Here is a 14339-nt window from a genome sequence, read left to right on the forward strand (position 1 = left end):
GGCAAGCAGAGAGACACCTGAATAGGTGTCTTTTTTTGTATAGAGAGGCGCAAAAGAGCTGCGCTTCGAAGAAGCGAAATGAAGAAGCAAGCACTCAGATTGAACAAAGCACGAATCCAAATCCATCGTGTTCCCCTGTGAGACGAAAGGGTCGTTTTCGTAGAACGTCGTGAAGGACCCATCGTAAAAAGAACGTGTGAAGCATCCCCGTAGGAAACGACCCTGAAGCACGGAGTTATGAATTTCGTAAGACGACATGGAATGCATCCTTGAAACCGCTTCGTGCGAAACGTCCCCGTAGGAAATCATGACGGAGCCAAAGGACGTTGCCAGGCAAGCAGAAAGACACCTGAAAAGGTGTCTTTTTTTTGTATAGAGAGGCGCAAAAGAGCTGCGCTTCGAAGAAGCGAAATGAAGAAGCGGCTACTAATGCTTCCGTCTATGAGATTGGATGATCCTCCTTTTGAGGCTGCTTCTTGTTAGTATGCAAGATATGCTTGTAAACAAGGTATGAAATGAGAGCACTTAGCAAGATAAACGATAATACAGCCATGTAGCGCATTTTATGTGCATAGATGTCCTCCTGAATCAAGAGCCACTGACCTCCTAGACCATAGCCAATATAGATGAAAAGGATTGTCCACAGTCCACTCCCGATTCCTGTAATAAGGACATACGTCTTGTAATGAAAACGAGTGATACCAGACACATATCCAATTAAATGTCTGATGCCAGGAATAAAAAAGCCAATTAACAGCAGCCATTTCCCATGCTGAATAAATAAGTTATGAACATAAAGCTGTTTTTTAGTTGAAAAATAAAAACGAGGACCATACTTTTCTAAGAAAGGAGCGCCTAATGTAGTGCCTAAAACATACGAGACAGACATCCCGCTCAGTGATCCAATAAAACAAATAAATAGGATAGTACTTAAGTGAAAGTATTCAATGTACGATAAATACCCAAGCGTAATAAGTAATATTTCGTCAGGTATAGGAAAGCCAGCAATCCCTGCTACTAATGAAAAAAAGACGCCAACATAGCCATATTGGGTAATAAATTCCTTTAAAATATCCATCGTTTCATTCCTAATAAAAGACTTTACTTACAGGATATACAACGGTCTAAAAAGATTCTATCCATTTATAAACTATTTTTGTTCAATTGCGACAGTTTGTACGTGATCAATCTTTTTCACAATATCATACAGTTGTGTCATGTACATAGTGCGTGGAATGGATAAGAGAATGTCTAGTTGTTGTTTATTGTCGTCAATGTCTCTAATTTTTACATCATGGATAATAATGTTTTTTTCTTTTCGCTTCTTCCAACCTTTTTCTTTTCGCTGGATGCTTTTAATTAAGTGGGTAGAAGTGGCTTCTTCAGCCATTACTACTTTTAGTGAAACATCAATTTGACTGAGAGAAGTAGGGCCAATGATTTTTAATAATGCAGGAATAACGTTAACGGCAATCAATATTAGTAAGACTGACAAGAATGCCTCTATATAAAAACCGGCTCCGATGGCAATGCCAATTCCTGAAGCTGCCCAGATCATGGCGGCAGTAGTTAATCCAGATATGACGTCGTTGCTTCGTCTTAAAATTACGCCTGCACCGAGAAAACCAACGCCACTAACAATTTGTGCTGCTAATCGCATAGGATCCATAGCAAGTCGTGCATTCTCTGTGCTTGAGAAATAGAGGTACGCTTCAACTGAAACAATCGTAATTAAGCAGCTAGCTATACAGATGACCATACTTGTTTTTAAACCTAGTGGTTTATGTTTAATTTGACGATCAATACCAATTAAAAAGCCAGAGAATAAGGCAATACTTAATTTTAGTAACACAATTCCCAATGAAATCACACCTTTCTTTATAGTCTATTTTTCTAGATAAACAAGAATGCTTAAGATCTTGTGGAAAGCGACTGCTTATAGTAAAATCAGTTTAACATTTCTAGGGGGTGAATCATGCGTCCCTTTTATACATGGTTTGCCGTTACGGCTGGTGGGGCGTTAGGTGGTCTAACCCGATTTGGCCTTACATATATCTTTCCAGGCCATGAGTGGGTCGGAATTTTCATTGCAAATCTTACTGGTAGCTTTATGATGGGGCTAGCTGTTCAAGCATTTAATGAGCGAATAAACGTATCACAAACTGTGAAAAAAGGCATCACAGTCGGATTTATCGGCGGATTCACTACAATGTCAACGTTTATAGCTGATTTCTTCTCGTTACTTACTGAAAATTCTCTATTAGCTAGTGTATACCTTCTTTTATCCGTGTGTGGTGGTATTTTATTAGCCTGGTTCGGGATGCGTATAATGAGTAAGAGGGCGATGTAATGATGTTCACACTCCTTCTTATATCGGTTGGTGGAGGCACAGGAGCGTTTCTTCGCTATACAATCGGTGAGATTTTAGCAAAGCGATTTAACTGGCCAAGTTTTTTTACGGTTATAACATTCGTGAACATCGTTGGAAGTGCGTGTTTAGGTATTGCTGTTGGATTCTCGTTTAACGAAATATTGGAATCTTTCATCATTTATTTTCTCGGCGGGTTTACAACGTTTTCGACATTTAGTATAGAGGCGGTACAATGTTTTAAAGATGGACACGCATGGAGAGGACTTTTGTACATTGCGTTAACGATTGTCGGGTCTGGTGTTGGCTTTTGGTTAGGGATCAATTTTATGCTATAAGAGAGAAAGGGTTTTGCATTGTGGAGAGAAAAAGGCATTTTATACGAATTCAGTACATTTTTACGGGAATGAACATATGAAAAACAAAAGTAAGGCAAAACCTATTTATCAAACATCTGCATTTGTGTTTGAGAGTCTTGATGGTATGGCATCGTATTTTTCCGGGGAAAAGGAATATTTATACTCACGCTATGGAAATCCAAATACCGATGATCTCGGCAAAGGTGTAGCGCTGCTAGAATAAGCAGATGACGGCATTGCAACCTCTTCAGGAATGTCGGCCATATTATGTGCAGTATTGCCCGTTTGTCGATCAGGCGATCATATGGCGGGACATATTCGTTATTTGAACAAGAGCTAAAAAATATGGGAATTGAAGTGAGCTTTGTTGAACCTCATACAGATTGGCAAAAAGCGGTGAAAGAGAATACAAGAGCGCTTTTCTGTGAGTCCGTTACAAATCCACATGTTCGCGTCGAAAGCATTGAAACTATGGTGCAATTTGCGCAAGAAAATCATCTGCATGTGATCGTTGATAATACGTTTGCAACCCCTTATTTCGCAAAACCATTGACGCTTGGAGCTGACCTGGTTGTTCATAGTGCAACGAAATATTTAGGAGGGCATAGTGATGTTACAGCAGGAGTCGTTGTTGGGTGTGAGCCACTTATTTCAAGAGTAAAACAACTTGTGATTACGATGGGAACGACGTTAAGCCCTTTTGAAGCTTGGTTAACATGCAGAGGCTTAAAAACATTAGGTGTGAGAATGGAAAGACAGTCTAGCAATGCGGCAATGCTTGCTGATTATCTGAAAAAACAACCGAAAGTTCAGCACGTTAACTATTCAGAGTCCTTATCTTCATTCGGGAATGGTGCAATTGTAACCATTCGTTTAAAGCAAGAGGTTGATATTCACGCATTTTTCTCTGGCTTTTCTTTTGTGAAGATTGCACCGACTTTGGCAGGGGTTGAGACATCAATCTCTTATCCAGTTGGAACATCCCATCGTTCCGTTCCTATTGAGAAAAGAGAAGCACTTGGGATTATTTCGCAAGATGTTCGCATATCTGTAGGAATCGAGGATCATCGAGATATTATAAATGATTTTGTAGATGCGTTAAAGAAAGCATAAAAAAACACCACCAAGTAGTGTGTGTATGACTTGGTGGTGTCAATAATAAGCTATTAAGATTTTTGGTTTCCTATAATAATAGACTCAATAAATTGAGAAAATAAAGCTACGTCTGTCACGAGGAATGCAGGTAATAGTAGCATGCCTAGAAGTAACCCCACTGGCGCAAGAACCATTAATCGAAATGCTTTTTTCATACGAACATCTCCTCAAAGATAACTAGTCTGTGTTTATTTTTCATATCATACTCCTCTTTCACAAGATTGACAAGAAGTTTTTTTGAGAAAAAAACTTGTATCATTTAAAAATATATGGTATATTTATTTTTGTTGTTAGGAAAACTACTTAAAACAACGCATTGATCTTATTTTAAAAAATAGATCGTGGTAATTTTATAACGACGCGGGGTGGAGCAGTCTGGTAGCTCGTCGGGCTCATAACCCGAAGGTCGGTGGTTCAAATCCGCCCCCCGCAATACCAATGAACCGAGATGCCCTCTCGGTTTTTTTATTTATCTAGAGGGAAGTGTACAGACCATGAGAGATGAATTTTCCTTTATTACGAGCATTACACCGAATCATTATTTTCAGAAGCAGTTATCAATTGGAATTGGTGATGACGCAGCGGTGTACAAAACGTCAAATGAAACGGAACAAGTCGTGTGTGTCGATGCAATGGTGGAAGGGATTCATTTCCGTAAAGATACACTAAGTTCCTTTCAAATTGGCAGAAAAGCCTTAGCAATTAACATAAGTGATCTTGCTGCAATGGGCGCAACTCCAGCATATTATCTTGTTACACTTGCGATTCCTCGGACGTGGACAGATGAAGAGTTACAAGAAATTTATAGAGGAATGAATCAAATTGCCGCTAGCTATCAAATGGATTTAATTGGTGGCGACACGGTTTCGAGTGATTCACAATTAATGTTATCTGTCACGGCGATTGGGACAGTTAAAAAAGGTCAAGCGTTAAAGCGAAGCACAGCGAAACCAAATGACGTTGTATTCGTAACAGGCCCTCTTGGTCGTTCCGCAGCTGGATTGCATCTATTACAACAAAAAAATAATAAACCATTTACGAATGAAGAATTAGTGTGTATTCAAGTCCATCAGGAACCCGAACCTCAGGTGGATAGTGGCATGCTTTTTTCGCAAGTGAACAAACGGATCGCATTAAATGATATTAGTGATGGATTATCAAGTGAAGCGATGGAGTTAGCGGAGGCGAGTAAACAGCAAATTGTTATTGAACACTCAAAGCTGACGCCGGTTTTGCCGAGTATTGAGACAGCAAGTTTGGAGCGTAAGCTTGATTGGCTGTTTAACGGTGGAGAAGATTTTCAGCTAATCGGTGCTACGTCTCGAGAAACCTTTCAGCAGCTACAAAAAAGTGCTCAAAACGACTTGTTTGAGATAGGGTATGTCCGGTCCGGTTCCCCGAGTGTGTTTATGCGAAATGGCGAAACCGAGTCTTTAATTTCTAAAAGTGGCTATAATCATTTTAATTAGTGGAGTGTTCGTTATGCAATCGTATCAATTAAGATCATATTCAGTAGAAGAGACGTTACGATGGGCGTCTTCATTTTCAACTGTTTTATTACCGAGTGACTGCTTGTTACTTGATGGCGATTTGGGTGCTGGTAAGACACATTTTGTCAAAGGCTTAGGCAGTGGATTACATGTGAAGCAAATGATTACAAGTCCAACTTTTACGATTATTAAAGAGTATGAAGGAACGTTGCCTCTCTACCATATGGATGTTTATCGTGTTGGAGAAACAGCAGAAGAATTAGGACTAGAAGAGTATATAGAGGGGGAGGGTGTCACGGTTATCGAGTGGGCTCATTTGATTGCAGACATGCTTCCAACTACTTATTTTTCATTGAAGATAGAAAAAGTGAGTGAGACAGAGCGTGTGTTAACGTTTAAAGCAAAAGGAGCTTCACATGTAAAGCGTTTAGAGGAGTGGTTAAATGACAACGATATTGGGAATTGATACGTCCTCTTACCGTCTAGGCGTATCGGTTTGTAAAGATGGACAAGTAATTGCGGAATATTCAACGTGGTTAAAGAAAAACCATGCTTTGCGATTAATGCCAGCAGTTGAACATGTTTTACAAGATGTGGACCTAAAGCCAGCTGATTTGGATGCGATTGCTGTTGCAAAGGGGCCAGGTTCCTACACTGGTGTAAGAATGGCTGTGACCACTGCAAAGTCGTTGGCTTGGGCGTTGAAAATTCCGTTAATCCCGCTATCGACATTAGCCGTCATGGCAGAAGCTGGTCGATACTTTAATGGAATGATTGTTCCTCTTATTGATGCAAGAAGAGGGACTGTTTTTGCTGCGTGTTATCAAGCAACAGAAGACGGGACGATTTCTGCAAAAGAAGCTGAAAAACATCAATCGCTTGCAGATCTTTTAGAACAGCTGAAAACGATGAATCAACGTATTTTGTTTGTTGGTGAAGATGTGTCTCTACATCAAGAGGCAATTCAAGCTGAATTAGGAGACCAAGCGATGTTTACCCCTGGTGCTTTACCGAGTGCGCGTGCAGGTGCATTATGCCTTCTTGCTTTACGTCAAGAACCTGTGGAGAATGTTCATGCATTTACGCCAGATTATCACCGACTGCCTGAAGCGGAGGTGAACTGGCAGCATGAACAACAGCGAAATGAAACCGAACGTTCAAGTAAGGAGAATGGAGTTCGCAGATATTGACGACGTTCTTGTACTCGAACGCGAAGCTTTTACAACTCCGTGGACAAGAGAAGCGTTTGAAGCCGAATTAACAAGAAACAATTATGCTTATTATTTTGTACTTCAAGAAAATGAAGCGATTATTGGCTACTGCGGCTTGTGGAAAGTATTAGATGAAGCGCAAATTACAAACGTTGCCATTCTCGAAGCACGACGAGGACATTCTTATGGTGAATACTTATTACGCTCGATAATGGAGTGGTTAAAAATGGTTGAGGCAAAAACGCTCTCACTTGAGGTAAGAGCATCCAATGAAATTGCACAAGGACTTTACGAAAAACTGGGATTTTCAAAAGCTGGGATTCGAAAAAATTATTATGCAGATAATCAAGAAGATGCATGGGTAATGTGGGTGATGTTAAATGACAATCATATTAGCAATTGAAACAAGCTGTGATGAAACCGCTGCGGCAGTCATTCAAAACGGAGACACGGTTTTAGCAAATGTTGTCGCAACGCAAATGGAAAGTCACGCAAGATTCGGAGGCGTTGTTCCGGAGGTAGCTTCCAGGCATCATGTTGAATCGGTGACAGCCGTTGTGGAAGAAGCGATGGAGCAGGCGGATGTAGGATTTGCTGATTTAACAGCTGTAGCAGTGACGGAGGGGCCTGGACTTGTTGGTGCGTTACTCGTTGGAATTCATACCGCTAAAGCGATTGCGTTTGCGCATCAACTCCCGTTAATTGGCGTCCATCATATTGCAGGTCATATCTATGCAAATCAATTAGTACAGCCAATGGAATTTCCGCTTCTAGCACTGGTTGCCTCTGGCGGGCATACGGAACTCATTTTGATGGAAAAAGATGGTCAGTTTGAACAAATTGGTCAAACGCGGGATGATGCAGTAGGGGAAGCCTACGATAAAGCTGCACGTGCCATGAAACTTCCGTATCCTGGCGGGCCGAACGTAGAAAAACTTTCATTAGAAGCCACTGAAGAAATTGAGCTGCCAAGATCTTGGCTTGAAAAAGGTAGCTACGATTTTAGCTTTAGTGGGTTAAAATCAGCTGTCTTAAATCGAATTCATAACGATCAGCAAAAAGGGATCGAAACGAATGTAGCAGCGTTAGCAAAAGGGTTCCAGGAAAGCGTCGTTGATGTATTAGTAACACGTACGGTGGCGGCTTATGAGCAATATGAGCCTAAGCAAGTGTTAGTTGCAGGAGGAGTAGCTGCAAATAAAGGGTTACGTAAAGGGTTGGAAGAACGCTTGGCACAGCGCGTAGACCTTGTGATTCCACCACTGCATTTGTGTACAGATAATGCAGCGATGATTGGGGCGTGTGCTCACCAAATGTGGATAAACGGTGCAAAAGGCCAACTTAATATGAATGGACGACCAGGAATGCCGTTAACGTCATTTTCGCAGTCATTATAGAAAAAAGAGAGTAGCGGCTACTCTCTTTTTTTACTGCAACGATTCCCATTCTTCCATTAAAGCGTCCATCTTTTGTCCATTTGATGCAAGTTGGTCTTGGATCTCTTTTGCTTTAACGTGATCTGAATAGACGTCAGGTTCGAGCATCTGTGTCTCAAGTTCTTGATTTTCAAGCTCTAGAGATTCGATCTGCTCTTCAATTGCAAGGAGGCGCCTTTCCTTTTGACGCTCCAAACGTTTCAGTTCTTTATCTTGTTGATAATTGGTCTTATCTGTTTGTTCAGCATGTGTTGCTTCAATCGTTTTCGTCGTTTCGTCGTTAAGTGCAGCTCGTTCAGCCATTTCTTTTTTCTTGTCTGAGTAGTAGGTATAGTCACCGAGGTAGCTTGTTGTTACCCCATTTTCTAACTCGACAACACGTGACGCGATTCGGTTAATAAAATAACGATCGTGCGAAACGAACAAAATGGTACCTGGATAATCGATTAGTGCGGCTTCCAACACTTCTTTTGAATCAAGATCTAAATGGTTGGTCGGTTCATCAAGGATAAGAAGGTTCGCTTTTACCATCATTAACTTCGCTAAAGCCACTCTTGCTTTTTCACCACCACTTAAGGAAGAGACAATCTTCAAAACATCATCGCCACTAAATAAAAACAGCCCGAGTAAACTGCGAATCTCTTTTTCCACGGTCCCGGGAAACTCATCCCAAACTTCTTGGAGCACCGTTTTATTGCTTTGAAGTTTTGCATGCTCCTGATCGTAGTAGCCAACGGAAACATTGCTACCAAACAAAATTTGCCCACTAGTATAATCGATTTGTTCTGTAACAGCTTTTAAAAGGGTCGTTTTCCCTGTACCATTATCGCCTAATAAACAGACCGATTCGCCTCGTGTGAGCGCAAGATCCATATTCGAGAAAACGGTATGATCGTCGTACTTCACTTCCAGTTCACGTATCGTAAGCACGTCGTTCCCAGATTGACGAACAATATCGAACCCAAACGAAGCTGATTTTTCATTTCCTTGAGGGCGTTCAAGGCGATCCATCTTCTCCAATTGCTTTCTCCGACTCTGCGCTCGTTTTGTTGTGGAAGCCCGGACAAGGTTTTTTGCAACGAAGGTTTCAAGTTTTTCAATTTCTGCTTGTTGCTTTTCAAATTGCTTTAGCTCTTGTTCATAACGCTTTGCTTTTTCCTCAAGATAAAAGCTATAGTTGCCGTGAAATGTTGTTGTTTGATGGCGCGAAAGCTCAACGACTTTTGTCGTTAGACGATCAAGAAAATAGCGATCATGGGAAACGACTAAAAGTGAACCTGGGTAATTGTTCAAATAATTTTCTAACCATGTAAGTGTCACCATGTCTAAATGGTTTGTGGGCTCATCAAGAACAAGAAGAGCGGGTTTTGATAAAAGAAGTTTTCCTAGAGCAAGCCTTGTTTTTTGCCCGCCGGATAACGAAGAAATCGGTGTTTCATAATCAAATTGTTGAAAATGAAGACCAGAAAGAACCCCTCGAATATCGGCTTCATATTGATAGCCGCCTTGTTCTTTAAAATCATTTTGCATTTGATCATATTCTTGCAAAAGCTTTGTGTACGCATGATCAGGCAGTGGATCTGCCATTTGTTGTTCTAGAGACCGCAACTGTTTTTCCATTTTAATAAGTGGTTCAAAAACAGTTACCATCTCATCCCAAATGGTTTTCGTTGATTTTAAGTCCGTATGCTGTGAAAGGTAACCCAGTTCAACGTTTTTTGGAATGACAATGTCGCCTGAATCAATACCCATGTCTCCAACGATCATCTTTAATAACGTTGATTTACCAGCACCATTTCGTCCGACTAATGCAACTCGCTCATTGGACTGAACTTCTAGTTTAACGTTTTCTAAAATTGGCTCGGCGCCAAACGACTTTGAGACGTTCACACATTGTAATACAATCATTTTTAGTCAACCTTTACAAACAAATTTCTATACTGTCATCAGTTTACATCAAATGACAAACAAACAACAACAAATCATTCTATGGGAGCTCTTTCATTTTACGAAAAATGGTGTACAATAGAGGGGAAGCAAGTTGCGAATGTAGCTTGATGCTCGGAAAGGGGCGGACATGAAATCAGACCAACTAAAGATTCCTCAAGCAACAGCAAAACGCTTGCCGCTTTATTATCGGTTTCTAGAGAATCTTCACACATCAGGCAAGCAACGGGTTTCCTCAACAGAGTTGAGTCAAGCGCTTAAAGTAGACTCAGCAACGATTCGCAGAGATTTCTCATATTTTGGAGCGTTAGGAAAGAAGGGATATGGGTACAATGTACAATATCTTCTCTCTTTTTTTCGAGATACACTCGATCAAGATGAGAGAACGAATGTTATTCTTGTCGGCGTCGGAAATTTGGGAACAGCCTTACTACAGTATAATTTCTCTAAAAACAATAGTACAGTCATGACCCATGCTTTTGATGTAGATGAAAAGAAGATTGGCACATCGATTGGCGATGTACCTATTTATGACTGGAATAAGATTGATGAGATTGGAATGAACGATACAGCGATCGCTGTGTTAACCGTACCAGCATCACAAGCGCAAAATAGTGCGGACAAGCTCGTTGAAGCAGGCATTAGCGGCATACTTAATTTTACACCGGTACGACTCTCAGTACCTGAACATATTCGCGTTCACCATATTGATCTTGCAATTGAATTGCAAGCGCTTGTATATTTCTTGAAACACTATCCACTTTAAAAAGGGAGGCATACACACATGCCATTATCAGGAGGAAGTTTAATTATCATTGCGATTGTAGCATTGATTATTTTTGGTCCAAAGAAATTACCTGAGTTTGGAAAAGCTGCAGGTAGTACGTTGAAAGAATTCAAAAATGCAACAAAAGGTTTAGCCGATGATGACGAGGATAACAAGCCAGCAAATGTTCAAAAAGAAAAAGCATAAAAAGAATATTCCTCTATCAGATATGTCGATTATGGATCACGCAGTGGAATTAAGACGCAGGGTTCTCGTAATCCTCGTCTTTTTTGTAGTTGCGCTGATTGGCGGCTTTATGCTAGCCGTCCCGGTTATTTCTTACTTGCAAACTGCCCCTCAAGCAGTCGATATGCCGTTTCACGCTTTTCGATTAACGGATCCTTTAAGAATTTACGTTAATTTTGCGATGATTGTTGCGTTTGTGCTCGTTATACCTGTAATTCTTTATCAACTTTGGGCATTCGTTGCACCTGGTTTAAAAGAAGAAGAGCAAAAAGCGACGCTTGCATATATTCCGATCTCATTTTTTCTTTTACTTGCAGGGTTTGCATTCGCTTATTTTATATTAATCCCGTACGTTATGTCGTTTATGAGTACGATGGCAGATCGTTTGGACATTAACGAAATGTACGGCATTAACGAATATTTTTCGTTTTTGTTTCAATTAACGGTACCATTTGGTATTTTGTTTCAACTACCAGTTGTCGTGATGTTTTTTACACGAATTGGTCTCGTAACACCACAATTGTTAACGAAAATTAGAAAGTATGCGTACTTTGTCTTACTTATTATTGCAGGCTTAATTACACCTCCAGAACTGATGTCACATTTACTGGTTACATTACCGATGCTCATTTTGTATGAGATTAGTATCGCCATTTCACGTGCAACTTACCGTAAATATACGAGACCTTCACCAGAATCACATAGTGAAGCACAGTAATGAAGCTTGGACAAAAGACGGTTAATTCTACTAAGGATTAATCGTCTTTTTTCTGTGTTTGTTATAATCAACTGTTTTTTTGGGGGAGGTAAGAAAAGAATCGAGATTTGAAAAATTTTGTCTCTTTTTGTTTCATTTGCTTTATAATAGGGTACTGATAGTTTACATGAAAAGGAGGGGGCTCACCTGAGAGAATTTATTGAATTTGTGCAAATTAATTCGACAAGTATGTTTAACTCAACAATGGAACACATCATGCTTGTTGGCCTTGCCATCATGATCGCCATTGCCATTGGTGTGAGTGTTGGGATTTATTTAACAGTAAACGAAACATTAGCCGAAACGGTTTTAGCAGCAGCCTCAATTTTACTAACGATTCCAAGCCTTGCTCTATTTGGCATTATGATTCCGTTCTTTTCCATTATTGGACAAGGAATTGGATTCGTCCCCGCATTAACGGCTTTAGTACTATACTCGCTCCTACCTATTATCCGTAATACGTATACAGGAATTAAAAACGTTGACCCAAATATTATTGATGCAGCAAATGGTCTAGGGATGAAAAAAATGCAGCGATTGATAAGGGTTGAATTGCCTAATGGACTACCTGTTATTATGGCTGGCATACGTACAGCCGTTGTTCTTAATATTGGTATCGGCGTGATTGCGGCGTTTATTGGAGCAGGAGGATTAGGGTCATTTATTGTACAGGGAATTTCTCGTGGCGACATGTATTCCATTGTTGCTGGTGCTGTGCTCGTTTCGCTTTTAGCCATTATTGCAGATACGTTATTGCTGTTTATACAAAAGTGGCTGACACCTAAAGGAATAACAGAATAAGAAGGGGGATGAAATGAGATGATTTCATTTAAACACGTAACAAAATCTTATGATGGAAATAAAAAAGCGGTCAATGATGTTTCATTTGAAGTTGAAAGTGGTGAAATTGTTATATTCTTAGGCCCTTCTGGCTGTGGGAAAACAACACTTTTGCGGATGGTAAATAAATTGGTCCATTTAAGTTCAGGGGAGATTTATGTTGATGGGCAGTCTATATCTGAATTAGACAATATTGAATTACGCCGAAAGATTGGCTATGTTATTCAAAGTAATGGATTATTTCCTAATATGAATATTGAAGATAATGTAATGGTAGTGCCTGACTTATTAAAGTGGGGAAATAAAAAGAAAAAAGCTCGTTATGAAGAATTAATGAATTTAGTTGGACTCGATCCTAAGGAATTTCGAAAGCGTTATCCAGGAGAATTATCTGGAGGGCAACAACAGCGAGTTGGTGTCGCTCGGGCACTAGCGGCAGATCCACCACTTATGTTAATGGATGAACCATTTGGTGCACTAGATCCATTAATTCGTGAACATATTCAAGATGAATTTTTAGAAATACAAAGAAAAGTAAAAAAGACAATTTTGTTTGTTAGTCACGACATTGATGAAGCCATTCGAATGGCTGATAAGATCGTTTTAATGCGTGATGGTGAAATCATGCAGTACGGAACGCCTTCAGAGATTCTAATGAAGCCAAATAGTGAGTATGTGTCTGACTTTATCGGTAAAGACCGTGCCATTAAAATGCTGAGTCTTCATACGATTCAAGAGTTAAATGACGCTATTGGCTTATTAGCATGTAAAGAAGATATTGCCGATTCCAAGCAAATCCATTTACATGCAGACCTCAAAAATACGTTATCCATGTTATTAAATCAAGAAGCGGAACAAGTTTGTGTATACGATGATGAAAACAAAATACGTGGAGCCATTACGATCGATCTCGTGCAACAGTTTCTACACGTTAAACTAGGGAAGCAAAGAAATGCCGTTCATGAGGCGGTGGTTACAGGTTGAATAGCAAAGTGATCATCACGTATGTCGTTCGAATTTTTTTGTTTGCCATTGTTGCGGCTTTTATCTATTGGACCGCTTCACAAGGTTTATACGTCCATATTTTTGAATCAACGAATGAATTTCTTACCTTGTTAGGAGAACATGTAGCGCTCGTTCTAGTGTCCTCTTTATTAGCAGTCATTGTCGCGTTGCCACTTGCGGTTTTTGTAACAAGGCCGAAGTTTCGCAAAGCAGAGTGGATCACATCGAATATTGCTAATTTAGCGCAAACCATTCCGAGTTTAGCTGTTGTGGCGCTAATGATTGGGATTTTGGGGATTGGATTTGTTCCTGCCGTATTTGCGCTATTCATTTATTCGGTTCTACCGATCTTTCGTAATGCAGTAGCCGGATTTAGTTCTGTTAACCCAGATTTGATTAATGCAGGGAAAGGGATGGGAATGAAGCCAGTTGAAGTCTTTTTTAAAGTTGAAGTTCCTAACGCTGCATATGCCATCATTGGGGGATTACGAACAGCGATTGTCTTAAATGTAGGTACTGCGGCTTTTGCCTATTTTATCGGAGGCGGAGGTCTAGGATTATGGATCTTTACTGGGATTGAACTTTTTGATAATGCCTATTTAATTTCTGGTGCAGTGCCAGTGACATTACTCGCAATCTTCTTTGATTATGCACTTCGAGGGGTAGAGTATTGGCTAACACCGAAGGGCATGCGCTCATCAAAAAAACAAGTAAATACAAAAACAGCGGCTACTGCTACTGCATAAGGGAGGGAAAACC

Annotated in this window: 19 protein-coding genes and 1 tRNA gene; 16 read left to right on the top strand and 4 right to left on the bottom strand. The window is 40.2% G+C overall.

What is annotated here, in order from left to right; translation table 11 throughout:
* Window positions 1-439 precede the first annotated feature (439 nt).
* Together ACE1TH_RS00005 and ACE1TH_RS00010 are read right to left on the bottom strand one after the other, a co-directional pair.
* Window positions 440-1078, bottom strand: coding sequence for a DedA family protein (locus tag ACE1TH_RS00005; protein ID WP_375078174.1), 639 nt, complete (start codon window positions 1076-1078; stop codon window positions 440-442).
* A 72-nt stretch (window positions 1079-1150) separates the two neighbouring features.
* Window positions 1151-1861: an MgtC/SapB family protein gene (locus ACE1TH_RS00010; protein WP_099302062.1), complete on the bottom strand. Its 711-nt coding sequence runs from the start codon at window positions 1859-1861 to the stop codon at window positions 1151-1153.
* 114 nt (window positions 1862-1975) lie between these two features.
* On the opposite strand from ACE1TH_RS00010, the gene ACE1TH_RS00015 reads away from it, so the two are divergent.
* From ACE1TH_RS00015 to ACE1TH_RS00030, 4 genes are all read left to right on the top strand, one after another.
* A complete protein-coding gene (locus ACE1TH_RS00015) occupies window positions 1976-2350 on the top strand; it encodes a fluoride efflux transporter FluC (protein WP_099302061.1) in 375 nt (124 codons plus the stop codon).
* Window positions 2350-2706, top strand: a complete 357-nt coding sequence (locus ACE1TH_RS00020; protein ID WP_099302060.1) for a fluoride efflux transporter FluC — start codon at window positions 2350-2352, stop codon at window positions 2704-2706. Before ACE1TH_RS00015 ends, ACE1TH_RS00020 begins: the two co-directional genes overlap by 1 nt.
* Before the next feature lie 76 nt (window positions 2707-2782).
* Window positions 2783-2950 (top strand): PLP-dependent transferase, encoded by a 168-nt coding sequence (locus ACE1TH_RS00025; protein WP_306345943.1) that lies wholly within the window; start codon window positions 2783-2785, stop codon window positions 2948-2950.
* 62 nt (window positions 2951-3012) lie between these two features.
* Window positions 3013-3840, top strand: a complete 828-nt coding sequence (locus tag ACE1TH_RS00030; RefSeq protein WP_375078175.1) for a trans-sulfuration enzyme family protein — start codon at window positions 3013-3015, stop codon at window positions 3838-3840.
* Between the two features lie 53 nt (window positions 3841-3893).
* Here the strand turns inward: ACE1TH_RS00030 and ACE1TH_RS00035 are convergent, their stop codons facing one another.
* The gene (locus ACE1TH_RS00035; protein WP_176554320.1) at window positions 3894-4037 is read right to left on the bottom strand and encodes a hypothetical protein; all 144 of its coding nucleotides are present in this window, start codon (window positions 4035-4037) and stop codon (window positions 3894-3896) included.
* Between the two features lie 204 nt (window positions 4038-4241).
* On the opposite strand from ACE1TH_RS00035, the gene ACE1TH_RS00040 reads away from it, so the two are divergent.
* The 6 genes from ACE1TH_RS00040 to tsaD all read left to right on the top strand — a co-directional run bounded on the left by ACE1TH_RS00040 (window position 4242) and on the right by tsaD (window position 7980).
* Window positions 4242-4315, top strand: a tRNA-Met gene (locus ACE1TH_RS00040).
* A 61-nt stretch (window positions 4316-4376) separates the two neighbouring features.
* A complete protein-coding gene (thiL, locus tag ACE1TH_RS00045; protein ID WP_375078176.1) occupies window positions 4377-5351 on the top strand; it encodes a thiamine-phosphate kinase in 975 nt (324 codons plus the stop codon).
* A 13-nt stretch (window positions 5352-5364) separates the two neighbouring features.
* A complete protein-coding gene (gene tsaE / locus ACE1TH_RS00050) occupies window positions 5365-5838 on the top strand; it encodes a tRNA (adenosine(37)-N6)-threonylcarbamoyltransferase complex ATPase subunit type 1 TsaE (RefSeq protein WP_375078177.1) in 474 nt (157 codons plus the stop codon).
* A complete protein-coding gene (gene tsaB, locus ACE1TH_RS00055) occupies window positions 5816-6562 on the top strand; it encodes a tRNA (adenosine(37)-N6)-threonylcarbamoyltransferase complex dimerization subunit type 1 TsaB (protein WP_099302057.1) in 747 nt (248 codons plus the stop codon). Before tsaE ends, tsaB begins: the two co-directional genes overlap by 23 nt.
* Entirely contained in the window at window positions 6516-6986 is a 471-nt protein-coding gene (gene rimI, locus ACE1TH_RS00060) for a ribosomal protein S18-alanine N-acetyltransferase (RefSeq protein WP_099302056.1), read from the top strand. The genes tsaB and rimI overlap by 47 nt, the downstream gene beginning before the upstream one ends.
* Window positions 6964-7980 (top strand): tRNA (adenosine(37)-N6)-threonylcarbamoyltransferase complex transferase subunit TsaD, encoded by a 1017-nt coding sequence (tsaD, locus tag ACE1TH_RS00065; protein ID WP_099302055.1) that lies wholly within the window; start codon window positions 6964-6966, stop codon window positions 7978-7980. Before rimI ends, tsaD begins: the two co-directional genes overlap by 23 nt.
* A gap of 30 nt (window positions 7981-8010) precedes the next feature.
* Here the strand turns inward: tsaD and ACE1TH_RS00070 are convergent, their stop codons facing one another.
* Window positions 8011-9927, bottom strand: coding sequence for an ABC transporter ATP-binding protein (locus tag ACE1TH_RS00070; protein WP_375078178.1), 1917 nt, complete (start codon window positions 9925-9927; stop codon window positions 8011-8013).
* 169 nt (window positions 9928-10096) lie between these two features.
* On the opposite strand from ACE1TH_RS00070, the gene ACE1TH_RS00075 reads away from it, so the two are divergent.
* From ACE1TH_RS00075 to ACE1TH_RS00100, 6 genes are all read left to right on the top strand, one after another.
* Window positions 10097-10732, top strand: a complete 636-nt coding sequence (locus tag ACE1TH_RS00075; protein ID WP_099302053.1) for a redox-sensing transcriptional repressor Rex — start codon at window positions 10097-10099, stop codon at window positions 10730-10732.
* Between the two features lie 18 nt (window positions 10733-10750).
* A complete protein-coding gene (gene tatA / locus ACE1TH_RS00080; RefSeq protein ID WP_035395357.1) occupies window positions 10751-10939 on the top strand; it encodes a twin-arginine translocase TatA/TatE family subunit in 189 nt (62 codons plus the stop codon).
* A 7-nt stretch (window positions 10940-10946) separates the two neighbouring features.
* On the top strand, window positions 10947-11696 hold the full coding sequence (gene tatC / locus ACE1TH_RS00085; RefSeq protein WP_375078779.1) for a twin-arginine translocase subunit TatC: 750 nt from the start codon (window positions 10947-10949) through the stop codon (window positions 11694-11696).
* Between the two features lie 243 nt (window positions 11697-11939).
* Entirely contained in the window at window positions 11940-12536 is a 597-nt protein-coding gene (locus ACE1TH_RS00090; RefSeq protein WP_255223846.1) for an ABC transporter permease, read from the top strand.
* Window positions 12537-12554: 18 nt separating this feature from the next.
* A complete protein-coding gene (locus ACE1TH_RS00095) occupies window positions 12555-13559 on the top strand; it encodes an ABC transporter ATP-binding protein (protein ID WP_099302052.1) in 1005 nt (334 codons plus the stop codon).
* Entirely contained in the window at window positions 13556-14326 is a 771-nt protein-coding gene (locus ACE1TH_RS00100; protein WP_375078179.1) for an ABC transporter permease, read from the top strand. Before ACE1TH_RS00095 ends, ACE1TH_RS00100 begins: the two co-directional genes overlap by 4 nt.
* The last annotated feature ends 13 nt before the right edge of the window (window positions 14327-14339 follow it).

It is taken from the genome of Shouchella sp. JSM 1781072, from assembly GCF_041949915.1.
Classification (GTDB): Bacteria; Bacillota; Bacilli; order Bacillales; family Bacillaceae_D; genus Shouchella.